Source organism: Microbacterium enclense (assembly GCA_038182865.1).
Classification (GTDB): Bacteria; Actinomycetota; Actinomycetes; order Actinomycetales; family Microbacteriaceae; genus Microbacterium; species Microbacterium enclense_B.
On the sequence record CP116226.1, the window covers coordinates 845,017 to 866,858 of the forward strand.

General features: G+C 71.2%; 23 protein-coding genes. 8 read left to right on the forward strand and 15 right to left on the reverse strand.

The features are described from left to right. Positions 1-2: 2 nt before the first annotated feature. Entirely contained in the window at positions 3-272 is a 270-nt protein-coding gene (locus PIR02_03915; protein ID WZH37811.1) for a Rho termination factor N-terminal domain-containing protein, read from the reverse strand. A 192-nt stretch (positions 273-464) separates the two neighbouring features. Between PIR02_03915 and PIR02_03920 the strand changes: the two genes are divergently transcribed. From PIR02_03920 to PIR02_03930, 3 genes are all read left to right on the forward strand, one after another. Beyond that, positions 465-629 (forward strand): hypothetical protein, encoded by a 165-nt coding sequence (locus PIR02_03920; GenBank protein ID WZH37812.1) that lies wholly within the window; start codon positions 465-467, stop codon positions 627-629. A 421-nt stretch (positions 630-1,050) separates the two neighbouring features. Next, positions 1,051-1,896 carry a DUF4097 family beta strand repeat-containing protein gene (locus PIR02_03925; protein ID WZH37813.1) on the forward strand — a complete coding sequence of 282 codons (846 nt, stop codon included), beginning with the start codon at positions 1,051-1,053 and terminating at the stop codon, positions 1,894-1,896. Continuing rightward, positions 1,896-2,501 (forward strand): PadR family transcriptional regulator, encoded by a 606-nt coding sequence (locus PIR02_03930; protein ID WZH37814.1) that lies wholly within the window; start codon positions 1,896-1,898, stop codon positions 2,499-2,501. Before PIR02_03925 ends, PIR02_03930 begins: the two co-directional genes overlap by 1 nt. Before the next feature lie 2 nt (positions 2,502-2,503). Here PIR02_03930 and PIR02_03935 read toward each other — a convergent pair whose 3' ends face one another. Beyond that, the gene (locus PIR02_03935; GenBank protein WZH37815.1) at positions 2,504-3,019 is read right to left on the reverse strand and encodes a universal stress protein; all 516 of its coding nucleotides are present in this window, start codon (positions 3,017-3,019) and stop codon (positions 2,504-2,506) included. Between the two features lie 162 nt (positions 3,020-3,181). Here PIR02_03935 and PIR02_03940 point away from each other — a divergent pair, with 162 nt between their 5' ends. Beyond that, entirely contained in the window at positions 3,182-3,364 is a 183-nt protein-coding gene (locus tag PIR02_03940) for a DUF3073 domain-containing protein (protein ID WZH37816.1), read from the forward strand. A gap of 48 nt (positions 3,365-3,412) precedes the next feature. On the opposite strand, the gene PIR02_03945 is transcribed toward PIR02_03940, so the two are convergent. The 4 genes from PIR02_03945 to PIR02_03960 form a co-directional block, all read right to left on the reverse strand. Continuing rightward, entirely contained in the window at positions 3,413-4,630 is a 1,218-nt protein-coding gene (locus PIR02_03945) for an MFS transporter (GenBank protein ID WZH37817.1), read from the reverse strand. Continuing rightward, positions 4,627-6,102 (reverse strand): amidophosphoribosyltransferase, encoded by a 1,476-nt coding sequence (gene purF, locus PIR02_03950; protein WZH37818.1) that lies wholly within the window; start codon positions 6,100-6,102, stop codon positions 4,627-4,629. The genes PIR02_03945 and purF overlap by 4 nt, the downstream gene beginning before the upstream one ends. Positions 6,103-6,108: 6 nt before the next feature. Then, positions 6,109-7,251, reverse strand: coding sequence for a phosphoribosylformylglycinamidine cyclo-ligase (purM, locus tag PIR02_03955; protein ID WZH37819.1), 1,143 nt, complete (start codon positions 7,249-7,251; stop codon positions 6,109-6,111). Positions 7,252-7,621: 370 nt separating this feature from the next. Further along, positions 7,622-8,470 carry a DUF559 domain-containing protein gene (locus PIR02_03960; GenBank protein WZH37820.1) on the reverse strand — a complete coding sequence of 283 codons (849 nt, stop codon included), beginning with the start codon at positions 8,468-8,470 and terminating at the stop codon, positions 7,622-7,624. A 298-nt stretch (positions 8,471-8,768) separates the two neighbouring features. Here PIR02_03960 and PIR02_03965 point away from each other — a divergent pair, with 298 nt between their 5' ends. Beyond that, a complete protein-coding gene (locus PIR02_03965) occupies positions 8,769-9,380 on the forward strand; it encodes a zinc-binding alcohol dehydrogenase (protein ID WZH37821.1) in 612 nt (203 codons plus the stop codon). Between the two features lies 1 nt (position 9,381). On the opposite strand, the gene PIR02_03970 is transcribed toward PIR02_03965, so the two are convergent. Both PIR02_03970 and PIR02_03975 read right to left on the reverse strand, forming a co-directional pair. Then, the gene (locus PIR02_03970) at positions 9,382-9,762 is read right to left on the reverse strand and encodes a potassium transporter Trk (protein WZH37822.1); all 381 of its coding nucleotides are present in this window, start codon (positions 9,760-9,762) and stop codon (positions 9,382-9,384) included. 251 nt (positions 9,763-10,013) lie between these two features. Then, entirely contained in the window at positions 10,014-10,370 is a 357-nt protein-coding gene (locus PIR02_03975; protein ID WZH37823.1) for a sterol carrier family protein, read from the reverse strand. Between the two features lie 154 nt (positions 10,371-10,524). On the opposite strand from PIR02_03975, the gene purD reads away from it, so the two are divergent. Continuing rightward, positions 10,525-11,796 carry a phosphoribosylamine--glycine ligase gene (gene purD / locus PIR02_03980; GenBank protein ID WZH37824.1) on the forward strand — a complete coding sequence of 424 codons (1,272 nt, stop codon included), beginning with the start codon at positions 10,525-10,527 and terminating at the stop codon, positions 11,794-11,796. Positions 11,797-11,942: 146 nt separating this feature from the next. Next, positions 11,943-12,284 carry a TfoX/Sxy family protein gene (locus PIR02_03985; protein WZH37825.1) on the forward strand — a complete coding sequence of 114 codons (342 nt, stop codon included), beginning with the start codon at positions 11,943-11,945 and terminating at the stop codon, positions 12,282-12,284. A 33-nt stretch (positions 12,285-12,317) separates the two neighbouring features. Here the strand turns inward: PIR02_03985 and PIR02_03990 are convergent, their stop codons facing one another. The 6 genes from PIR02_03990 to PIR02_04015 form a co-directional block, all read right to left on the reverse strand. Beyond that, complete coding sequence (locus PIR02_03990) at positions 12,318-13,250, reverse strand: sugar kinase (protein ID WZH37826.1); 933 nt, start codon at positions 13,248-13,250, stop codon at positions 12,318-12,320. Further along, positions 13,247-13,870: a bifunctional 4-hydroxy-2-oxoglutarate aldolase/2-dehydro-3-deoxy-phosphogluconate aldolase gene (locus PIR02_03995; GenBank protein WZH37827.1), complete on the reverse strand. Its 624-nt coding sequence runs from the start codon at positions 13,868-13,870 to the stop codon at positions 13,247-13,249. The genes PIR02_03990 and PIR02_03995 overlap by 4 nt, the downstream gene beginning before the upstream one ends. Beyond that, positions 13,860-15,086 (reverse strand): D-galactonate dehydratase family protein, encoded by a 1,227-nt coding sequence (locus tag PIR02_04000; protein ID WZH37828.1) that lies wholly within the window; start codon positions 15,084-15,086, stop codon positions 13,860-13,862. The genes PIR02_03995 and PIR02_04000 overlap by 11 nt, the downstream gene beginning before the upstream one ends. Before the next feature lie 126 nt (positions 15,087-15,212). Then, positions 15,213-16,613: an MFS transporter gene (locus tag PIR02_04005; GenBank protein WZH37829.1), complete on the reverse strand. Its 1,401-nt coding sequence runs from the start codon at positions 16,611-16,613 to the stop codon at positions 15,213-15,215. A 36-nt stretch (positions 16,614-16,649) separates the two neighbouring features. Further along, a complete protein-coding gene (locus PIR02_04010; GenBank protein ID WZH37830.1) occupies positions 16,650-17,654 on the reverse strand; it encodes an L-idonate 5-dehydrogenase in 1,005 nt (334 codons plus the stop codon). A 43-nt stretch (positions 17,655-17,697) separates the two neighbouring features. After that, the gene (locus PIR02_04015) at positions 17,698-19,221 is read right to left on the reverse strand and encodes a mannitol dehydrogenase family protein (GenBank protein WZH37831.1); all 1,524 of its coding nucleotides are present in this window, start codon (positions 19,219-19,221) and stop codon (positions 17,698-17,700) included. An 88-nt stretch (positions 19,222-19,309) separates the two neighbouring features. Here PIR02_04015 and PIR02_04020 point away from each other — a divergent pair, with 88 nt between their 5' ends. Beyond that, a complete protein-coding gene (locus PIR02_04020; protein ID WZH37832.1) occupies positions 19,310-20,272 on the forward strand; it encodes a LacI family DNA-binding transcriptional regulator in 963 nt (320 codons plus the stop codon). Positions 20,273-20,542: 270 nt separating this feature from the next. Here PIR02_04020 and PIR02_04025 read toward each other — a convergent pair whose 3' ends face one another. After that, the gene (locus PIR02_04025) at positions 20,543-21,829 is read right to left on the reverse strand and encodes a glycosyltransferase (GenBank protein WZH37833.1); all 1,287 of its coding nucleotides are present in this window, start codon (positions 21,827-21,829) and stop codon (positions 20,543-20,545) included. Positions 21,830-21,842: the final 13 nt, after the last annotated feature.

Consider the following 21,842-nt stretch of genomic DNA (forward strand, 5'->3'; position numbering starts at 1 on the left):
CGTCAGTGGTTGCGGAGCAGGTCGATCAGCTCCGCCTTCTTCTTGCCCGAGTAGCCGGTGATACCGAGCTCCTTCGCGCGCTTCTTCAACTCGTCGACGGTGCGGTCTTCGTAGTTCTCGGCGTGGCCGCCCTTCTCCCCGACCGCGCCGCGCCCTTGCGCGGCGGCCGCGTTCGAGATGCGCGCGGCCTCCTCCTTCGAGTCGCCCTGTTTGCGCAATTCCTCGTAGAGTTCCGGGTCTTTCAGACTGTTGGATCCTCGCCCCTGGGGCATGGCCGTCTCCTTCCGTCGGGAAACCGACGCTACGACGACCGGCGCCGACCAGACTGCGGGTTGACAGCACGCGCGGCTATCAGCCGATTTCCAGGAACGTCAACCCCCTGCGCGGATACGCCGCAAGTGACACCGTTGAATCACCACTCGCCCGGTGCCGCGTTCGGCGCGGCGAATTGCAAGGAGCCCCCCATGAACATCTTCCTCATCATCATCATCGTCGCCGCGATCGTGATCGCCATCGTGAGCGGTCTCAGCCAGGCCGCCAGCTTCCTGCTGTGGATCGCGATCATCGTCGGCCTCATCGCCCTCATCGTGCTGCTGTTCCGCTTGATCAGCGGACGCAAGCCCGTCTGACAGACCCCTCCGAGGACGACGCGTTTCGGGTGCGCGTCCCCTCTCCCCCCGGCGGGTTCGCCCGCCCCGGATGCCACGTGCTCATCGAGCACGTGGCATCCGCTTTTCCCGGCCGCGCTCCTCGCTCCCGCGCCTTCCGTGTCTGCGCCTCGTCACCACGCCCCCTTCGGGCGAGGCGCCGCCCGCGCGGGGAGGCCCGGCCGCGGCGCCGCTCGCGCGCGGGGCCCGGGCGAGGCGCCGCCCGCCGGCAGGCCCCGGCGAGGGGAGGAGAAACGGGGAGCGGAGGATGCCTCGGCTGCCGTTCCTCCTCCCCTCTCTGCATCTCCTCCCCTCGGCCCGCGCACTCCGACACCTTGACACGAACGCGATATATCTCGATACTGTCCTCTAACGCGATATATCGCGAGAGAGGAGCCCACCCATGGAGAAATGGATCGTCCACCCCGGCGAAACGCGGGTCATCGACCTGGAGTCGCTGCGCGAGGTCAAGATCGGCCTCGTCGGAGGTCAGGTCGACGTCATCGCCCACGACGAGCCGACCGCGCGCATCGAGGTCCACGGCGTGACCGTCAAAGACCTGCGCATCGAGATGGTCGACGGCCGCGTCGAGATCGACCACCCCCAGCTGCGGTGGGACAACTTCCTCGAGGTGTTCCGCAACTTCGGCGCCGGCGGCCCCAAGGCCGAGGTGAGCGTCGCCGTGCCCCGCGCGGTGGCCCTGACCCTGGGCGTCGTGAGCGCGAGCGCACTCGTGTCGGGTCTGCGCACCGACGCCAAGCTCAACACCGTGTCGGGCGACATCATGGTCGACGGTCTCGTGGGCGACGTCAACGTCAACGCCGTCTCGGGTGACGTGCAGGTGCGCGAGCTCGAGGGCGCCCTCAGCGCGAACAGCGTCTCCGGCGACATCACCGTCACCGGAGAGGTGACGAAAGCCTCGATCGACACCGTCTCGGGGGCGATGCTCGTCGACGCGACGGGCCCCGTCCAGGCGATCGCGCTGAACTCGGTCAACGGCGCCGCCACGATCCGTCTCGACCGCGGCCTTCCCGCCACCTACGTCTCCCGCTCGGTGAGCGGCCGGGTGCAGATCGACGGACACGTGCGCTCGGGGTCGGGCCCGACGAGCTACAACGGGTCGACGGGAACTCTCGCCGGATCGTTCGTCGATGTGCGCGCCAACACCGTCTCGGGCGAGATCACCGTGCTCCGCCGCGGCATCTCCGGCCTGCGCCCCGAAGAACTCGCGACCGAAGAGGAGTGGTGATGAGCCCCGTCTTCTCCCACGGCGGTCTGCGCCTGTACATCCTGAGCCTGCTCGACGAGTCGCCTCGCCACGGGTACGACCTCATGCAGGCCCTGTCCGACCGCACCGGTGGCACGTATTCCCCGTCCGCCGGGACGATCTATCCCCGCCTCGCCAAGCTCGAGGACGAGGGCCTGGTCACCAAGACCGTCGACGGCCGCAAGACCGTGTACGAGATCACGGATGCCGGACGCGCCGAGGTCGCCTCGCGCACCGGGGATCTCGAAGGCATCCAGGCCGACCTCGCCGACAGCGTGCGCCTGATCGCCGACGAGGTACGCGGCAGCGTGCGGGATGCCATGCGGAGCCTGCGCGCCGACCTCGCCGCCGCATCGCGCGAGGAGCGTGAGCAGGCCGCGGCGGCGCCGCCCGATGACGCACGATCGCGCACGCGCGAACAGCTGCACCGCGCGGACGCCGCCATCACCGAATTCCGCGGTCGCGTGCGCTCCGAGCTCCGCTCGCACGTCGCCCGGGGCGGGGAGCTCGCGGCATCCGGAGTCGACGAGATCGAGGCGGCGCTGCGCCAGGCCTCCGACGCCGTCGCCCGAGCCATGCGCGGCTGACGCTACTCCCAGGGCAGCTCCTCGTGAGCACCGACCGGCTCTCCCAGCGGAACGACCAGCACCGGCCGGCGCTGCCGGTGGGAGAGCCGAGCGGCGACCGAGCCGGTCAGGAACTCGCGCAACGACTCCCCCAGCCCCCGCTTGCGCGTGCCGACCACCAGGAGCGACGCGCCGACGTCGTCCGCGAGCTGGATGAGCGAGAGCGCCGGGTCGCCGATGAGCTGGCGCACGCTCCACGTCACGCGGTGGCCGGCCAACGCGACGGCCGCGGCGCTCTCGACCTCCGCCAGCGCGGCGCGGGCGACCTCGCCCGCCACATCGAGCGTCGCCGCGTTCACGTACCCGTCGGGGTCCTCGAAGGCGACGAACCGCGTGGTGTCGACGTGGGCCACGATGAGTTCGACGCCCGAGAGCGCGGCGTACCGCGCCGCCTCGGTGATCACCCGCGGCGACTGCCCGGGGACCACGCCCGCGATGACGACTCCGGATGCCACTGCCTGCGCTTCGTGATCACTCATGCCGCTCTCCTTCCGCCGCCCGGACCCCGCGTCCGCACCCATGACGGTCGGGGGCCGAGGGCACCGTGATATCCTGGGTGTTACTCTTACCGGCTCGGTCCGGAACCGCAATACGCAGGGCCCTGAGCACGGCCTGCGATGTCGATCGTGAGGGGGTCTCGCATGGGGCGTGGCCGTCAGAAGGCGAAGCACACCAAGATCGCCCGTGAGCTGAAGTACGACACCTATTCGGTGAACTACGCAGCGCTCGAGCGCGAACTCGGCGCACCCGAACCGGGTGACGACGCGTACGTCGACAAGTGGGCAGACCAGTACAACGACGAGTACGAGGACGAGAAGGCCTGACCGTCTTCCCGTGAGCCGGTCCGGCTCACGACGTTGTCGCGCGCCCTCTCACCAGGCGGCGCCGGTGCGGCGTTCCCAGGCATCCTCGATGGTCTCCGACCGCGCGACGACGACTCCCGCGGGGATCGCGCACGCGACGACGACCCCGAGCAGCACGAGGCCTGCCGTCCAGCCGCCCGTCACCTCATGGGTGACGCCGATGGCCAGCGGCATCAGCGCGGCGAGTCCGTAACCGACGCTCTGCACGAAGCCGCTGAGCGCGACCGCGGTATCGTGCGACCGCGTCCGCAGTCCGAACAGCACGAGCGCCATCGGGAACAGCAGGGGCGGGATGCCGATGAGCACCACCCACAGCGTCGTCGCGATCGTGGGGGCGAAGAGCAGACCCGCCACCCCGGCCAGCCCGCTCGCGACAGCGACGACGTAGAACGGCGCGACGCTGCGCGCACGCGCCACGAGCAGCGGCACGACGAGCGACACCGGCAGCCCCATGAACGAGAACAGGGCGAGCAGTCCGCCGGCCTCGGCCGCATCCACACCCGCGACTCCCATCACCAGGGGCGGGAGCCACGCGAAAAGCCCGTAGGCGACCGAAGAGTTCACCGCGAACGTGACGGCCAGCGCCCATGTCTGGGGCACCCGCACGACCCGCGACAGCACGGACGTCTTCGGCCGCTCGATGATGTCAGCGCGCGCAGCGCGGGCCCGGAGGCTCATGGCGACCCAGGGCACCACCGCGACCACGGCCACGGCGGCCCACAGCGTGAAGGAACCGCGCCACCCGACGCTGTCGGCAAGGGGAACCGCCACCAGGGGCGGGGTGAACGTCGCGATGGCCATCGTCGTCGTGTACGTCGTGGTCATCAGGCCGATACGCGCGGGGAAGTACTTCTTCACCACCGCGGGCAGGAGAACGTTGGCCACCCCGACCGCCGCGAAGATCCCCGCGGTCGCGGCGAGGAGGGTGATGGCATCCACCGCCGCCGCCCGCAGGGCCAGCATGGTGGCGGCGAGGGTCGCGGCCACGAGGACGGTGCGCTCGAGCCCGACCCGCCTCTCGATCGCCGGGGTGACGAACCCCGAGACGGCGAACGCCACGGGCGGCGCCATGCCGATCAGGCCGACGATCGCGGCCGGCAGCTCGAAGTCGCGCTCGATGACCACCAGCAACGGCGAGAGCGACGCGACCGCGATGCGCAGGGTCAACGCGAGCAGCACGATGGCTGCCGCGGCCAGCGCGACGGTCCCCGCGCGGCGTGGACTCAAGACTCTTGGCTGCCCTCGACCCAGGCGAGGTACTCCTCCGACACGGTGCCCGTGACGTAACGACCGTCGAAGCAGCTCATGTCGAGGTCGACCAGGTCGGTGCCCTCCATGATCGCGGCCTTCAGGTCGTCGACCTCCTGGTAGACGAGGTAATCGCAGCCGAGTTCTTCGGCGATCTCGGGGATGGTCCGGCCGTGGGCCACCAGCTCGTGACGCGAGGGCATGTTGATGCCGTAGACGTGGGGGTACCGCACGGGAGGAGCGGCCGACGCGAAGGTGACGCTCTTGGCCCCGGCATCCCGAGCCATCTGGATGATCTCGCGGCTCGTCGTGCCGCGGACGATCGAGTCGTCGACCAACAGCACGTTCTTACCCTGGAACTCCGTCGACATCGCGTTGAGCTTCTGGCGGACGCTCTTCTTGCGCACCGCCTGGCCCGGCATGATGAACGTGCGGCCGACGTACCGGTTCTTGTAGAAGCCCTCGCGGTACTCGATGCCGAGCTTGCGAGCCACCTGCATCGCGGCGGGGCGCGCGGAGTCGGGGATGGGCATGACGACGTCGATCGAGCCCGCGGGCGTGTACTTCGCCACCGTGTCCGCGAGGCGCTCGCCCATGCGCAGGCGCGTCTCGTACACCGAGACGCCGTTCATGACAGAGTCGGGCCGCGCGAGGTAGACGTACTCGAACGAGCACGGCGCGAGCATCGTCTCCGTGGCGCACTGCTGTGCGTGGAGCGTTCCGTCGAGGGTGATGAACACGGCCTCACCGGGATCGAGGTCGCGGACGACCTCGAAGCCGGCGTTCTCGAGGACGAGGGACTCGGATGCCACGACCCACTCGTCACGCGGCTCGCCACCGGGCACCTGCGCCGCGGGACGCTTGCCGAGGATGAGGGGACGGATGCCGAACGGGTCGCGGAAGGCGAGGAGCCCGTACCCGGCGATCAGGGCGATGGACGCATACGATCCCTCGACGCGCTCATGCACGCGCGCGACGGCGCGGAACACCTGGGCGGGGTCGAGGTCGGGGCCGGTGATCTCGGACTGCAGCTCGGATCCGAGGATGTTCACGAGCAGTTCGGTGTCGCTGCTGGTGTTGAGGTGACGACGGTCTTTGTGGAAGAGCTCTGTGGTCAGCTCACGCGTGTTGGTGAGATTGCCGTTGTGCACGAGCACGATGCCGTACGGCGCGTTGACGTAGAAGGGCTGCGCCTCTTCTTCGTTCGACGCGGTGCCCTTCGTCGCGTAGCGCACGTGCCCGAGGCCGATGTCGCCGAGCAGCGCGCGCATGTCGCGCGTGCGGAACGCTTCCCGCACCTGGCCGCGGGCCTTGTGGATGTGGAAGACGCCGCTCGCCTCGGCGGTGGCGATGCCCGTGGAGTCCTGTCCCCGGTGCTGGAGAAGGAGGAGCGCGTCGTAGATCTCCTGGTTGACCGGGCCCTGCCCGGCCATGCCGACGATGCCGCACATGGGGTGTTACTTCGCTCCGTTCGCCGGGGACCCGGCATCCGCGTAGGTTCCGACCAGGCGCACGGCGCCTCCGTCGACGCCCTTCGCGCCCTGTTCGTAGTCGCCCTCGGGGCGCGCGTCGTCGCGGACGACGCCGACCTGCCACGTGGCGATGCCGTCGGCCGTGAGCGCCGAGGTCGCGGCATCCGCGATCTCGGGCGAGACGACGGCGAGGAAGCCGATGCCGAGGTTCCACGTGCCCTCGGTCGCGGTGAGCTCGAGTCCGCCGATGTCGGCCAGCACGCGGAACACCGGAGAGGGGCTCCAGGTCGAGCGGTCGACGTCGACCCACGTGTTCTGCGGCAGCACGCGCGCGAGGTTCGCGGCGATCCCGCCGCCGGTCACGTGGCTGAGCGAATGGATGCCGTGGGCGGTGGCGTCGTCGCCGAGCAGGCGCAGCAGGGGCGAGGTGTACAGTCGCGTGGGCTCGAGCAGCGCCTCGCCCCACGTTCCGCCGAGGTCGGCTGACGCGGAGCCGTACGCGATGCCCGCGCCGGTGATGATGTGGCGCACGAGCGAGTAGCCGTTGGAGTGCAGGCCGCTCGAGGCGAGGGCGAGGACGACGTCGCCCGGGCGGACGCGGTCGGCGCCGAGGACGCGGTCGGCCTCGACGACGCCGGTCGCAGCTCCCGCGACGTCGTAGTCGTCGATGCCGAGCAGGCCGGGGTGCTCGGCGGTCTCGCCGCCGACGAGCGCCGTGCCGGTCAGGGCACAACCGCGCGCGATCCCCGCGACGATGTCGGCGATCCGCTGCGGCACGACCTTGCCGCAGGCGATGTAGTCGGTCATGAAGAGCGGACGCGCGCCGACCACGACGATGTCGTCGACGACCATGCCGACGAGGTCTTCGCCGATCGTGTCGTGTTTGTCGATCGCCTGCGCGATCGCGACCTTCGTGCCGACGCCGTCGGTGCTCGTCGCGAGCAGGGGCTTGGCGTAGTCGCGCAGCGCCGACGCATCGAAGAGGCCGGCGAACCCGCCCACACCACCGAGGACTTCCGGCCCGTGGGTGCGGCGCACGGCCGACTTCATCAGTTCGACGGCGAGGTCTCCGGCGGCAGTGTCGACGCCGGCGGCGGAATAGGGGTTTTCGTGGGGAGCTGAGGCCACTCGACCAGAGTACCCGGGGTGGGCGCGCCCGGGTGTCGCGCGCTGCGCCCAGCGGCTGCCACCGGCCGGTGGGCGGGGCGAAGGGAGGACCGGGGACGAAGGGAGGACGCCTCGGTGCTATGCGTCCTCCGCCCGTCCCTCATCCTCCGCTGGGCACGCAAACAGCCCACCCTCGAAGCGCGACGCCCGCGCTTCGCCGCAAAGCGCGCCCCACCGCCCGTGACCAGTGGAGGAAGAGGGGCGAAGGGAGGACGCCTCGTCGCCACGCGTCCTCCGCTCGTCCCGTGTCCTCCTCCCCGCACACGAACGGCTGCGAGGCCCCACCCCTGCGGCGCGAGACCGCCGTGGGAGCGGCATCCTCGCGCGAGCTTCATCGGTCTCGCGCGAGGTGGAGGCCCTGCGCGACGGCACGTGAGATGAAGAACTGCACGCTCGGCCAGTCTTCGATGACCTGGCGATACCCGACGCGGATGACGTGATACCCGTGAAGCGCGAGCACAGCGTCGTGCCGGATGTCTTCCGTCCGTTGTGCTCCCACGTGATGCGCGCCGTCGATCTGGATGACGAGCCGCTCGCCGATGAGAAGGTCGACGCGATGACCGTGCAGGAAGGCCTGCGGCAGGAGGCGGATCTTCATCCACCGGAGGCGGAGGATCACGAGGGTCTCGAGACCCGAATCCGCGAAAGGCTGCACGTCAGCCAGCACCGATCGAGCCCGCCCCGGCAGGGCCAGCCGTGCCAGCGACTCCGTCGACACGAGATCTTTGTTCACCGCCGATTCCCACACGACGAGCGCTTCCTCGCGCGGCACGCACGTCGCGACGAGAACCAGCACGTTCTCGATGGCATCCACGAGATCGTCCGGATGCCGCGGCACCACCGGACGAGACCGGTGCACGCGCGTGCCCTCGACGACTTCCACCCGGCCGGCCTTCGGCGGCGCAGCCACGTGAGTGCCGCGCGGGTGGGCGACCCACAGCCCCAGGTGCTCGGCGGCGCTGAGGCAGGAGAGGACGACACCCGCCCGCGCGGCCTCGCGGAGAGACGGGGGCGCGTCGGGCAGTGCGAGCCACGAGCGGCGGATCCGGAGGAGCCGCCCCTCCTCGACAGCCGTGGCCACGGCGCGCCAGGACATTCCCTCGTCTCGAAGGCGCACGCTGCGCAGGACGCCGCCTCCTCGACGGACGAACTCGACGGGGTCACGCGAAAGGGACGACATGCGTTCAGGGTCCTGGACCGCGCCGCGCTCGAGGGAGCGTTCGGGCCCGATCGGGGATCGGTGGTCGGGAGTCGTCGATGTGCAGGAGGAGTGCTCAACGCCTCTTCCGGGACTGCGGCGTGATGAGCGGAGGATCAGGGACGAAGGGAGGACACCTCGGCGCCCCGCGTCCTCCGCCCGCCCCTCATCCTCCGCTCATCACGACCACCGCGAGCATCAAGCGGTCGCGTCCCGCCCCATGGATGCCGCCGACGCAAGGCCCATCGCCCGGGGCGGCGCGCGTCCCTACAATGACGCCATGACGGGCGGACAACCGGAGTGGGTGATCCGCGAAGACGCGGGGTCGCCGGTGCTCGTCGCGCTGTACGTGCGTCAGGTTCTCGGCATCCGCTCACCGGAAGAGCTGCCGCACCTCCGTCGGATCCCGCCGACCGCCCCCGCACAGAGAACGGATGCCGCGCAAGCGCAGCTCGAGCGAGAGTGGCGCGCGTACTGGGCGATGACCGTCGAGCCGCAGGCACATCCCTCCCCCGGGCCCCTGGAGCTCGTCGACGACTTCGACGGGCTCGCCACGCTCCCCATCGAAGGCGCCGACGCGCTGCGCGAGGCGATGACCCCCTTCGCCGACGACGCGCTCGACTTCGCGCACCACGCGCACCAGCGGTACTCACGTGAAGCGGCCGCGCGCCCGGGGGTGTCGTATCGGGCGTACGCCAGCGCGATCGCCGCGCACGAGCGCGTGGTCGGTCGGCGCGCGCACTCGTTCGAGCTGAACGTGCAGATCCTGCCGCTGACGCAGCGCGGTGTGTGGTGGATCGGCTCACTCACCGTGGCGGTGACCGATGGCCTCCGTGGCGACGTCGCCGCGTTCGACTCCGCGATTCACCCGATCATCGCGGAGCTGGCCTGAGTCAGACCCCGTGCTGCTCGTGATCGACGATCACCTGGCGCGTGCGGCCTCCGAGCACGCGCTCGAAGATCAGGGCGACGATCGCTCCGGCGGTGATGCCCACCACGACGCAGATCAGCGCCGTGAAGCCGAAGACCTGGAGCTGCGAATACACGACCTGCGTGTAGGGGCTCACGCCGGCGTCGCCGATCGCGAACGTCAGGATGAGGGCGACCAGGATGCCCACGAACGCCCCCGCAGCCAGGAAGACACCGTACTTCGGGGCGCGACGCACCGTGACCGTCTCGATGTCGTCACGCGACAGGTCGTCACGCGAGAAGTCGTCACGCGAGAAGTCGTCACGTGCGAAGGAGGGGCGTTCGGGGTCGGGCTGTTCGGCCATGGGTCCATTGTCCCACCGCCTCGTCGTCGGCGGGTTGCGGTGTCTCGACGGCGAGGGCAGGCCGCGGGTCCGGCGCCGACCCCACGGGCGGACGCCGGACGGGCCCGGTGCCGCGTGTTGAGCCCCGGCCCCACGGGCGGACGCCGGGCCGACGCGGCGCCGGTGCCGCGGGTTCGGTCCCGACCCCACGGGCGCACGCCCGACGGACGCGGTGCCGGCGGGCCCTCCCTCGGTCACCGCGGGCCGGGACCCTACGGCCGCAGCGGCAGCAGCGCGCTCAGGTCGGCCCGGACACCCGACGCGGTGATGCGGCCGGCGGCGACGGCATCCATCCACCGTTCCCGACCGGTGGCGACGGCGACCCAGGTCGCGGCGTCGGTCTCGACGACGTTGGGCGGGGTCCCGCGGGTGTGGCGGGGGCCTTCGAGCACCTGCACGGCCCCGAAGGGCGGGACGCGCATCTCGACGGAGTTGCCCGGCGCCTTCTCGACGAGCAGTTGCAGCAGGTACCGCACGGCGGTCGCCGTCACCGCGCGCGGGGCGTCGCCGACGGCCACCGCCTCGAGGGCGGCCCGGCCGTCACCGGTCTCGATTCGGCGTGGGGGCATGGCATCCACGGTACTCGCGGGCCGCCGCCCGGTGGCCCGCGCGCTCGGCGACGCAATCCGCTGGAGAATCAGCGGATTCGGGGCCTGGCGACGCCCTCCTCCCCCCGAACGTCCCGCTTCGAAGTCGCCACCCGGCGCTCGGTAGGCTGGCCGCGTGAGAATCCTGGTCCTCGGTTCGGGCGCGCGCGAGCACGCCATCATCCTCGCCCTGCGCTCCGAAGAGGCATCGCACGCGATCTTCGCCGCCCCCGGCAACGCCGGAATCGCACGCGATGCGCACCTCGTCGCCCTCGACGCGAACGACCCCGCGGCCGTTCTCACCTTCGCGAAGGACGAGGCGGTCGACCTCGTCATCGTCGGCCCCGAGGCGCCCCTGGTCGCCGGCGTCGCCGACGCGCTGCGCGAGCACGGCATCCCGGTGTTCGGTCCCGGCAAGGCCGCGGCCCAGCTCGAGGGATCGAAGACGTTCGCGAAGCGCATCATGGATGCCGCCCGCGTCCCCACCGGTCGTGCGGTGCGCGCGGCCGACCTCCCCACCGTGGAGGCGGCGCTCGACGAGTACGGCGCCCCGTACGTGGTCAAGGCCGATGGGCTGGCGGCGGGCAAGGGGGTCATCGTGACCTCCGACCGCGAGGCCGCGATCGCGCACGCCACGACGTACCTGACCACGGGCGCGGTGCTGGTCGAGGAGTTCCTCTCCGGCCCCGAAGTGTCGCTGTTCTTCCTCAGCGACGGCGACCGCGTGCTGCCGCTGAGCCCCGCTCAGGACTTCAAGCGCCTCCGCGACGGCGACGAGGGCCCGAACACCGGCGGCATGGGCGCGTACTCCCCCCTGCCGTGGCTCGACGAGCGCTTCGGCAGCGAGGCGGAGTTCGTCGACCAGGTCACGCGCGAGATCGCCGAGCCCGTGATCCGGGAGATGGATGCCGAGGGCACGCCGTTCATCGGGCTCCTCTACGCCGGGCTGATCCTCACCGCCCAGGGCATCAAAGTCATCGAGTTCAACGCGCGTTTCGGCGACCCCGAGACCCAGGTCGTGCTCCCCCGCCTCCTCGACCCCCTGTCGGAGCTGCTGCTCGCCGCGGCCTCGGGCACTCTCGAGGACCGCCCGCGTCCCGCTTTCGCCGAGGCCGCCGCCGTCACAGTCGTGCTCGCGAGCGAGGGATACCCCGAGGCACCGATCACCGGTCGCGCGCTGAGCGGCATCGACGAGGCCGAGGAGGTCGACGGCGTCCACCTCGCGCACGCCGCGACCGCCGCACCGGACGGGCATTTCGTCGCCACCGGCGGGCGCGTGCTCAGCGTCGTCGCGCTCGGGTCGACCTTCCGCGAGGCGCGCACCGCGGCCTACGCCGGCCTCGAGCGCATCGGCCTCGAGGGCGGCCAGTACCGAACCGACATCGCGCTCCGCGTCGTCGAGGGCTGACACCGGGGCCGTCTCCCCCGCCGGCGTCCCGAACCCGACCGCCGGGCGCGCCTGCCCCGGCGCGCCGGAAGTGCGAAGAGGAGACGCGGGCGAACCTCCCCGGGCGGGCCCTCGCCCTCGGCATTCCTCCCCGCTAGCCTCTCGTCATGGTGGACCGGGATGCCATGGCCCGCGCGCACGAGATCTTCGACCCGATCGCCGTGCGCCAGTGCGCGCTGCCCGACATCGACATCGGGCGCATGTTCGGGACCGAGGGGCTCCGCGTCCGCGCGAAGGTCTACGCGTTCGTCGTGCACAACGGCTCACTCGTCGTGAAGCTGTCGGAGCAGCGCGCGGGAGACCTCCTCGCCGCGGGTAGCGCGGGGCCCATGATCATGCGCGGACGTCCACTGCGGGAGTGGGTGGAAGTGCCGATGGATGCCGGACCGGCGGCGTGGGAAGCGCTGATCGACGAGGCACGGGTCTTCGTCGACGCGATCACGCCCTGACAGGCGGGCCCCGGCGTCCCCGCCCGGCGCCGGTCACCGCCGTACGGGGTCGCCGCCACCGGTAAGGAAGCGTTCGAGGTCGCGACGCGACGGCGCGGCCTCCCAGTCGCCGGGGACGAGGCAGGCCATCGCTCCGCACGCGTTGCCGCGCACGAGGGCGTCCCCGGCGGACAGATCGTCGAGCCAGGCGCTGAGATACCCGGCCACGAACGCGTCACCCGCGCCCACGGTGTCGAGCGGCTCGATGACGAAGCCGGGCGCCTCGGTCACGTCGGCGAGCGAGAAGACCGCGGCACCCGCCGGCCCGCGCTTGACGATCACCTGCGCCACGCCGGCCGCGAGAAGGGCCGCCGCGGCATCCGGTCCCAGGAGGTCGAGCTCCTCCACGCCCCCGAACACGAGCGTCGCGCGCTCGGCGATCTCGCGCAGCACCGGTCCCGCGACCTCGGGAGCGGCCAGCGCCGAGCGGTAGTTGATGTCGAAGCTCACCGGCACGTCGGCGGCGCGTGCGCGCTCGACGACCGCGAGCACGGTCTCGCGCGCGCTGTCGGACAGCAGCGGAGTGATGCCGGTGACGTGCAGCAGCGCTGCGTCCTCGATCCACCCGGCCGGCACGTCGTCGGCCACCAGCCGCGACCCCGCCGAGCCGCGTCGGTAGTAGTGGACCGCCGTGGATGCCGCGGACGGGCGTTCCTTGATCATGAGGCCCGTGGGCGCCCCGCCGTCGACCACCGCGCGCACGTCGAGTCCCTCCCCGCGCAGCTCGCGCGCGATCCGCTCGCCGAGGGGGTCGTCACCGACGCGGCCGAGCCACGACGTGTCGACACCGAGGCGCTGGAGCCCGACGGCGACGTTGCTCTCGGCCCCGCCGATCCCGAGCGCGAGTCCCGCCGCGTGGCGAAGAGAACCGATCTCGGTGGTGCGCGCGAGCGCCATGGTCTCGCCGAGGGTGACGACGCGGGTCACGACCCGCACACCTCCACGAACCGCTTCGCCCGCTCGCGCAGCGCGCCGAGGTCACCGCCCCGGAACGCGTCACCGAGCAGCGGTCCGCCCACGCTGACCGCCACGGCGCCCGCGGCGAGCCACGCGGCCGCACCGTCGGCATCCACTCCTCCCGAAGGGACGACCGCGATGTCGGGGAACGGTCCGCGCAGGTCTTTCAGGTAGCCCGGGCCGACCTGCCCGGCCGGGAAGACCTTCACGGCCGATGCGCCCGCCGACCACGACGCGAACAGCTCGGTCGGCGTCAGGCCACCGGGGATGATCGGGATGCCGGCCCTCACGGCCCGCTCGACGAGTGCGGAAGAGGTGATGGGAGTGACGACATAGTCGGCACCGACCTCGATCGCGCGCTCGAGCTGATCCAGGGTCGTGACCGTGCCGATGCCGAGATCGCCGTCGAACGAGGCCCGCAGGGCCGCGAAGGCGTCGAAGGTTCCGGGCGTCGTCAGCGTCAACTCGACGCTCTGCACGCCCCCCTCGGCGAGGGCGGCGAGCACCGGCGCGTAGTCCGACGCTGCGGAGGCCCGGGCGACGACGACGAGCTTCGAGGCCAACGTGCGGGCGGGGAGCTCACCAGTCATGGACGGTCCCGTCGAGCAGGCGGTTCACGGGCAGGTAGGCCTTGGTGTACTCGAACGCACCCGCGGCCTCCTCGTCGAGCTCGACGCCGAGACCCGGCTGGTCGCCCGGGTGCAGGAAGCCCTTGTCGAAGGTGAAGCTCGTCTGGAACACCTCGAGCGTCTGCTCGTTGTGCGGCATGTACTCCTGGATGCCGAAGTTGTGGATCGCGAGATCGAGGTGGAGCGCTGCGGCCATCCCGACGGGCGAGATGTCGGTGGGCCCGTGGATGCCGGAGCGGATGCCGTAGATCGCGGCGAAGTCGAGCAGCTTCTTCATCGCGGTGATGCCACCGGTGTGGGTGACGGCCGAGCGGACGTAGTCGATCAGGCGCTCGGTGATGAGCGTCTGGTAGTCGTAGACCGTGTTGAAGACCTCGCCGATCGCGAGCGGGGTCGTGGAGTGCTGACGGATGAGGCGCAGCGCCGTCTGGTCCTCGCCGGGAGTGGCGTCTTCGAGCCAGAACAGGTCATAGGGCTCGACGTCTTTGGCGAAGCGCGCGGCCTCGATCGGGGTCATGCGGTGGTGGCCGTCGTGGAGGATGCGCAGGTCGGTACCGAACTCCTCGCGGATCTTCGCGAACACCCCGGGCATGTGGTTGAGGTACTGGCGGGTGTCCCACGTCTCCTCGGACGGGCGGTCACCCGAACGCTTCGCCGGTTCGTAGTCGTACCGCACGCCGGGACCCGTGGACGAGACGCCGTAGATCTGGCCGAGGCCGGGAACACCCGTCTGTACGCGCACGGCGGTGAAGCCGAGCTCGCGGTATCCGGTGATGGCGTTCGACAGGGCTTCGAAATCGGTGCCCGAGGCGTGTGCGTAGACGCGCACGCCGTCACGGCTCGCCCCACCCAGCAGCTGGTACAGCGGCATCCCGGCCTTCTTGGCCTTGATGTCCCACAGCGCCATGTCGACCGCGGCGATCGCGGCCATCGTCACCGGCCCGCGGCGCCAGTACGCACCCCGGTAGAGGTATTGCCAGGTGTCTTCGATGCGGTCCTCGTCGCGGCCGATCAGCATCGAGGCGAGGTGATCGGAGAGGTAGGAGGCCACCGACAGCTCGCGGCCGTTGAGGGTGGCATCCCCCCATCCGACGATGCCGTCGCTGGTGGTGACCTTCAGGGTGACGAAGTTGCGGCCGGGGCTCGTGACGATGACGTCGACGGAGGCGATGCTCATGGGGAACTTTCTGGTCGAGAGGGAGGGCGCGGGTCGGACCGGCGCCGCCCGGAGGAGAGGATGCCGGGCGGACTCGCCGTCACGAGCCCGCCCGGGGAGGGGTGCGGGGCGTCGAGCCCCGCGGGATCACATCGCCGCGCGCGGGTCGGTCAGGTCGCGACCGGTCCACTCGGGAGCGACGATCGCGGCGACCAGCGCCGAGGCGGTGAACACGCCCATCAGCACCATGATCGGCACGATGCTGCCGGTGGCCGCGGCCACCCAGGCGGCGGCCACGACCGGACCGATGCCCGTGGCGACGATGGCGGCGATCTCGCGGACCACGGCGGTGAGGGTGTAGCGGTTGCGGGCACCGAAGATCTCGGGGATCGAGATGTTCTCCATGGATGCCAGACCCAGCACCGAGATGTTGTGGATCAGCGCATAGCCGACGAAGATCCAGGCGACGTCGCGCGAGTTGATCAACAGCAGGGTCGGGACGATCAGCAGCAGCGACAGCGACGACATGACGATGTACATGCGGCGGCGGCCGAACTTGTCGCCCAAGAAGCCCACGACGGGGATGGTGATGAAGCCGATCAGCGACGAGACGATGACGATCTCGGGACCGACCTCCTTGGAGATGGCGAGGGTGATCGTGATGAACGAGATCAGGTAGGTCTGCACGATGCCGGAGTTGCCGGCCTGGCCGAAGCGCAGGAAGAACGATACGAGCACAGCCTTGAGCGGCTTCTTCTGCAGCGACTCCAGGGTGCGGATGTCGTTGGTCTCGGTGGCCACCTTCTGCAGCTCGGCGCGCGAGAGCGCCTTGCCGTCGACGACGTCGGTGCGCTCCTCGAAGACCGGGCTCTCCTTGAGGTTGAAGCGGACCCAGAGGGCGAAGAGCATGATGACGGCGCTGCCGATGAAGGGAATGCGCCAGCCCCACGCGATGACGTCGCTCTCCATCATCACGGCGAGCAGGATCGCCCAGATACCGGAGGCGAACAGCGTGCCGCAGTTGGTACCCAGCGCGACGAGCGAGGCGACGACGCCGCGACGGTTGTCGGGGGCGTACTCGGCGAGCATGACGCCCGCACCGGAGATCTCAGCGCCCGCACCGAAGCCCTGGGCGAGGCGGAGGATCACGAGGAGGATCGGGGCCAGGATGCCGACCTGGTCGTAGGTCGGCAGCACGCCGATGAGGGTCGTCGCCGCTCCCATCAGCAGGATCGTGTAGAACAGCACCTGCTTGCGGCCGATCTTGTCGCCGATGCGGGCGAAGAAGAACGCGCCGACCGGGCGGGCCACGTAGCCCACGCCGTAGGTCGCCATCGCGAGCACGACCGCCATCGCGGCGTCGCCGCCGGCGAAGAAGATCTGGCTGAAGACGAGGGCGGCGGCCAGCGAATAGAGCTGGAAGTCCATGAACTCCAGCGCGGTGCCGAGCCAGCCCGAGACGGCGGCGCGGGCGAGGTCGCCGACGGATCGTTTGGCGACGGGCGGCGACGTCGAGGCGTCGACGCCGGGGGCGGAAGAGCTGCTCATCGGATTACTCCTTTGTAGTGATGACGGGTGCAGGTGTTACAGGGACAGGAGGACCTTGGCGGATGCTGAGGAGTCCCGCGCCGTGGCGAACGCGGCGACCGCGTCGGTGGCGGGGATCACGTGCGAGACGACGGCGTCGAGGGCGTCGGTCGACGCGAGGAGCGCGATCGCGTCGTCGATCTCGGTCGAGAACCGGAACGCGCCGCGCAGGGTGAGCTCCTTGGCGAGCATCGGGGCGAGGTTCACCCCGATCTCGGCGTCGGGGAGCATGCCGACCTGCACGACGGTGCCGGCGCGGCGGGCGGCGCGGACGGCCTGGGTGAGGGCGACACCCACGCCGGAGCACTCGAGAACGACGTCGAACGACTCGGGGTCGATCGCGTCGGTGCCGACGAGGAACGTCTCGGTGGCGCCGAGCGCCCGCGCTCGTTCCAGGGGCTCGGGGCGCACGTCGCTGGCGCCCACGACGGCGGCGCCCGCATTCACGGCGGCGGCGGCAACGAGCAGACCGATGGGACCCGCGCCGATGACGAGAGCACGCTTCCCGGTCAGGTCGCCCGCGAGGCCCACGGCGTGGATTGCGACGGCGAGCGGCTCGGCGAGGGCCGCGCGCTCCAGGGAGAGGCCCTCGGGCAGCACGCGCACCATGTGCTCCTCGACGAGGAGGAACTCAGACGCCCCGCCCTGACGGTGCGGAAAACCTGCGGCGCTGCCGAGGTAATCTCCGCCGGCGCGCAGGTGGGGACGGTCCTCGAGACCGGGAACCGAGGGGCCGAAGCGGGCAGGATGCACGGTGACGGGGGTTCCCGGCGCGAGGCGCCCCGACGGGTCGAGGTCGACCTCGGCCGAGAGCTCGTGGCCGGGAGTGAGGGGCTCACGGACGGCATACTCGCCGTTCTTGCCGTGGGAGTAGTAGTGCAGGTCCGACCCGCAGATGCCGACGTAACGCACGCGCAGGCGCACCTCACCCTCTCCGGGTTCGGGGGTCGGTCGGTCTTCCCAGCGGATGTCTTCTGCGCCGTGGATCGCGAGGAGCTTCATCGCGTCTCCTTCTGTTGTCGCGCCGTGTGGGGCGCCGAGGTGGTCAGGGGGTGGGGCGGGCCAGGCTGCCGGCCGCAGCGAGGCTGTCGGCGATCGCGCTCTCGACGCCGCGCTGCACGATCCTGTCGACGAGGTCGCCGACCCGGTCGATGAACGCGGTGCGATGCGCGACGTCGTCGCCGAACAGTCGCAGATCAACGATGGCGCGGTGTGCCAGGTCGCGCCCATTCCGGGTCGGCACGGCCGTGAGACGCTCACGAGCGGGATCGCTCATGGCCTCGGCGTGCGGGCCGGGGTCGAACCCCGCGGGAGGGGCGATGCAGACCAGGTACCCGGCCACCGTCAGCGCGATCAGGTGCGGGAACTCGCCGCGGGCGAAGGCGTGGGCGACGGGTCCGGGGATGCGCTGCCCGAGCTTGACCGACCCGTCGGACCCGACCTGGCTCGTGCGGTGGCCGAGCGCGCTGTTCGCCCAGCGGGAGAACAGGTCGCGCTCGTACTGCTCGATGTCGACACCGGCCGGAGCGGTGACCGAGGGCTCGTACTCGCCGCGCAGAACCGCCGCGGCGGCGGCTTCGACGTCGGCGAGGGCGATGGCATCCGGGATCGTGGGAACGCCCCGCAGTGCTCCCAGGTAGGCGATGAGCGAGTGGGTGCCGTTGAGCAGACGCACCTTCAGCTGTTCGTAGGCGCCGACTTCGTCGGTGAACACGGCACCACCGGCCTCCCAGGCGGGCCGGCCCGCGGCGAAGCGGTCTTCGATCGCCCACATCGTGAAGGGCTCGGCGGGGACGGGAGCGTCGTCGCGGACGCCCAGCAGCGCCGCCACGCGGTCGGTGAGCTCGGCGGTGGTCGCGGGGACGATGCGGTCGACCATGCTCGAGGGGAAGGTCACCGCGCGGTCGAGGTAGGTCAGGACGTCGGCGGCCTCGGCATCCGGAAGCTCCTGGAGGAACTCGCGGACGAGCTTCTCGGTGTGCGAGCCGTTGGAGAGCAGGTTGTCGCAGCTGAGGATCGAGACGGGGGCCCCGCCGGCGGCGGCGCGCGCCTGCAGACCGCGAGCGAGCTGACCGATGGTCGAGCTCGGTGCGCCGCCGCGGAGGTCGGCCTGCACGCGCGGGTCGGTGACGTCGAGGTGCTGGGTCGATGACGAGAAGCTGTAGCCGTTCTCGGTGACCGTGAGCGTCACCACGCGGATCGACGGGTCGGCGAGGTCGCGGACGACGCGGCCCGGGTCGTCCGCGGCGACGTAGGAGTCGGTGTGGGCGCCGGGGATGTCGAGGGTCGTCCCCTCGGGCGAGATCGTGGCGACGGCGTAGAGATGATCCTGCGCGTGCAGGGCGTCGACGATCCGGCGAGACCGCGAGGCGACGCCGACGATCCCCCAATCGCCGCCCTCGGCGCGGAGAGCGGCGGCGGTGTAGACCGCCTGATGCGCGCGGTGGAAGCTGCCGAGGCCGAGGTGCAGGATGCCGGCGGACGCGGGAGCCGCGGGAAGGACGACTGACGTCGAGGCGTCGCGACCCATGCGCGCGGTCGGTTCGGAGAGATCGTCGATGATCGGCATACAAGCAGTGTGCGGTGTTTGTACAAACTTGTCAATAGTTTTCACTACGCCATGGACGAAGATGGACTCACAGCACGAAGGAGCAGGAATGGCGGCGACCCTCACCGACGTGGCCCGGCACGCCGGCGTCTCGATCGCCACGGCCTCGCGTGCCTTCGGCGAACCCGACCGCCTCGCCCCCGCGACGCTCGAGCGCGTCCGCCTCGCGGCCGCCGAACTCGGCTACGCGACCCCGCAGACCCCGACCGGGGCGCGCACGATCGCGGTCGTCGTTCCGGATGCCGCGAACCCCGTGTACGCGACCCTGCTCAAGGCCATCCAAGGCCAGGCCTGGCACGGGCGACACCGCATCGTGCTCTACGACGCCGACGAAGACCTGCGCCGCGAGCGCGAGTCCATCGAGCTCGCAGGCAAGGCCGACGGGCTGCTGCTGTGCTCTCCGCGCCTCCCCGAGGCGGAGGTGCTCGCGCTCGTCGGCGACACTCCGCACGTGGTCATCAACCGTCTGATCCCCGGCGCCGTCTGCGTGATCATGGACGCCGATCGCGGCCCGAGCCAGGCCGTCGAGCATCTCGCAGCCCTCGGCCACGCGCACCTCGCCTACGCCTCGGGCCCGCACGGCTCATGGGCCGACGACCAGCGCGCGCACACCGTCGGCCGAGCCTGCGAGCGGCACGGCATCCGCCTCACGCGCCTGAGCAACCACGCCGCGTCCATCCAGGGCGGTCGGGCGAGCGCCGCCGCCGCCGTCGCCAGCGGCGCGACCGCCGTGATCGCCTACAACGACCTCGTCGCCCTGGGGCTCGAAGCCGGGATGGGCGAGCTCGGTCACGCGTGCCCCGACGACGTCAGCATCGTCGGGATCGACGACATCGAACTCGCGGGCGCCGTGACTCCGAGCCTGACCACCGTGCGGATGCCGATCGCGCGATCCGGCGCCCTGGCGGTGGACCTGCTGCTGCAGTCGATGGCCGGCACGACGCCCGACGAAGCGGCGGTGCTGCCGTCGGAGCTGATCGTGCGCGGCTCGACCGCGCCGCCGCGCGCCTAGCGGCGGGGGTTTCGCCGGAGCGAGCGACACGACCCCGGGCGCCGTGACCCCGCGAGCCGTCAGGCGGAATTCCACCCCGACACGCCGACCCCGGATGCCACCACCCCGGCGTTTCACCACGAACACCGCACGACGGCTCGGAACCGCCCGCGGCACGTCAGGCGGAGTCCCACCCCGACACGCCGACCCCGGATGCCACCACCCCGGCGTTTCACCACGAACTCCGCACGACGGCTCGGAACCGCCCCCACCCCGGCCCCGCGCGGCACGTCAGGTGCGCGCGACGAGCATCGCCTCCACGTCGTCGACGAGGCCGGGGGCGCCCGGCGCGACCGCGATCGCGTCACCGATGCGCCGGGCGTTCGCCGCATAGCGCGGATCGGCGAGGATCCGTCGGACGGCCGCGCGGATGGCATCCGGGGTCGGGCGACCCGTCCGCAGGTTCACCCCCACGCCGGCGTGCTGCACGCGGGCGGAGGTCTCGACCTTGTCTTCCGAGTCGCCGGCGATGACGATCGGGACACCGTGGCGCATGGCGTGGTGGAGGCCGCCGTATCCGCCATTCGTCACGAGGACGCTCGTGCGGGCGAGCAACTCGTCGTAGGGCAGGTAGCTCGCCGCGAACGCGTTGGAAGGAAGCGGCGGGAGGGTGTCGACAGAGCGACCTCCGGTGGTCACCGCCACCTGCACCGGCAGGTGGGCCAGGGCCGTGAGGGTCGGCTCGATGACCTCGCTGTAGTCGGTGTTGGCGACGGTGCCCTGCGTGACGTGCACGAGCGGCAGAGCCGGGTCGAGGTCGGCGAACCACGCCGGCGCGGGGGTCGGCCGGCTGGAGGCGGTGGGCATGGGGCCGTAGAAGCGCAGGTTCGCGGGTGCATCGCTGCGGGGGTACTCGAACTCCTCGACGGTGAACTGGGCGAGCAGGTCGCTGCGCGAGAGCACATCCATGAAGAATGCGCCGTTGAGCGGTGGCGCCCCGACGCTGGAGAGGAAGAGGTCGAGCGAGCGGTGCACCGGTCGCAGGACGGTCTTCGCCGTCACCCCCAGGACCCGGTTGCGCAGGCGATTGAGCACCGGCTGGCGGAGCGGCGTGATGCCGAGACCGTACGGGGGCGTGTCACGGCTGGAGAAGCCCGCCGCCGTGATGCCGCACATGACCGTGAGGGGACGCCGGGAGGGCGGCCGACCGAACAGGGTCTGCACCCCCAGGAAGAGCATGTCGTGCAGCACGACGTCCGCCGACTCTTCCGCGAGGACGTGCTCCAGCGTGGCCGCCGCGGGGCCTGCCGGGTCGAGGAACGCCCGCTCCACGCCGCGGTTGATCGTCGCGAGCCCCCGCTCACGCACGTCGTCGCCCGTTCCGATGTCGTCGAGCGTGTCGGCCTCGGGCGGCAGAGGCAGGAACCGGATGCCGGCGGCCTCGACCATCGACCGGTACCGGGCACCGGTCAGCAGGCGCACGCGCCAGCCGCGGCGCTGCAGCTCGGCGGCGACGACGAGGAGCGGGCCGACGTGCCCGACGGCGGGCATGCTGCAGATGAGGGCGGAGGAAGTCATCTCGGTCTTTCTT

Bases quoted from the DNA above. Each gene is read 5' to 3' on its own strand.
- PIR02_03915 (WZH37811.1), bottom strand. From the start codon at position 272: ATGCCCCAGGGGCGAGGATCCAACAGTCTGAAAGACCCGGAACTCTAC.
- PIR02_03920 (WZH37812.1), top strand. From the start codon at position 465: ATGAACATCTTCCTCATCATCATCATCGTCGCCGCGATCGTGATCGCC.
- PIR02_03925 (WZH37813.1), top strand. From the start codon at position 1,051: ATGGAGAAATGGATCGTCCACCCCGGCGAAACGCGGGTCATCGACCTG.
- PIR02_03930 (WZH37814.1), top strand. From the start codon at position 1,896: ATGAGCCCCGTCTTCTCCCACGGCGGTCTGCGCCTGTACATCCTGAGC.
- PIR02_03935 (WZH37815.1), bottom strand. From the start codon at position 3,019: ATGAGTGATCACGAAGCGCAGGCAGTGGCATCCGGAGTCGTCATCGCG.
- PIR02_03940 (WZH37816.1), top strand. From the start codon at position 3,182: ATGGGGCGTGGCCGTCAGAAGGCGAAGCACACCAAGATCGCCCGTGAG.
- purF (WZH37818.1), bottom strand. From the start codon at position 6,102: ATGTGCGGCATCGTCGGCATGGCCGGGCAGGGCCCGGTCAACCAGGAG.
- PIR02_03960 (WZH37820.1), bottom strand. From the start codon at position 8,470: ATGTCGTCCCTTTCGCGTGACCCCGTCGAGTTCGTCCGTCGAGGAGGC.
- PIR02_03965 (WZH37821.1), top strand. From the start codon at position 8,769: ATGACGGGCGGACAACCGGAGTGGGTGATCCGCGAAGACGCGGGGTCG.
- PIR02_03970 (WZH37822.1), bottom strand. From the start codon at position 9,762: ATGGCCGAACAGCCCGACCCCGAACGCCCCTCCTTCGCACGTGACGAC.
- PIR02_03975 (WZH37823.1), bottom strand. From the start codon at position 10,370: ATGCCCCCACGCCGAATCGAGACCGGTGACGGCCGGGCCGCCCTCGAG.
- PIR02_03985 (WZH37825.1), top strand. From the start codon at position 11,943: ATGGTGGACCGGGATGCCATGGCCCGCGCGCACGAGATCTTCGACCCG.
- PIR02_03995 (WZH37827.1), bottom strand. From the start codon at position 13,870: ATGACTGGTGAGCTCCCCGCCCGCACGTTGGCCTCGAAGCTCGTCGTC.
- PIR02_04000 (WZH37828.1), bottom strand. From the start codon at position 15,086: ATGAGCATCGCCTCCGTCGACGTCATCGTCACGAGCCCCGGCCGCAAC.
- PIR02_04005 (WZH37829.1), bottom strand. From the start codon at position 16,613: ATGAGCAGCTCTTCCGCCCCCGGCGTCGACGCCTCGACGTCGCCGCCC.
- PIR02_04010 (WZH37830.1), bottom strand. From the start codon at position 17,654: ATGAAGCTCCTCGCGATCCACGGCGCAGAAGACATCCGCTGGGAAGAC.
- PIR02_04015 (WZH37831.1), bottom strand. From the start codon at position 19,221: ATGCCGATCATCGACGATCTCTCCGAACCGACCGCGCGCATGGGTCGC.
- PIR02_04020 (WZH37832.1), top strand. From the start codon at position 19,310: ATGGCGGCGACCCTCACCGACGTGGCCCGGCACGCCGGCGTCTCGATC.
- PIR02_04025 (WZH37833.1), bottom strand. From the start codon at position 21,829: ATGACTTCCTCCGCCCTCATCTGCAGCATGCCCGCCGTCGGGCACGTC.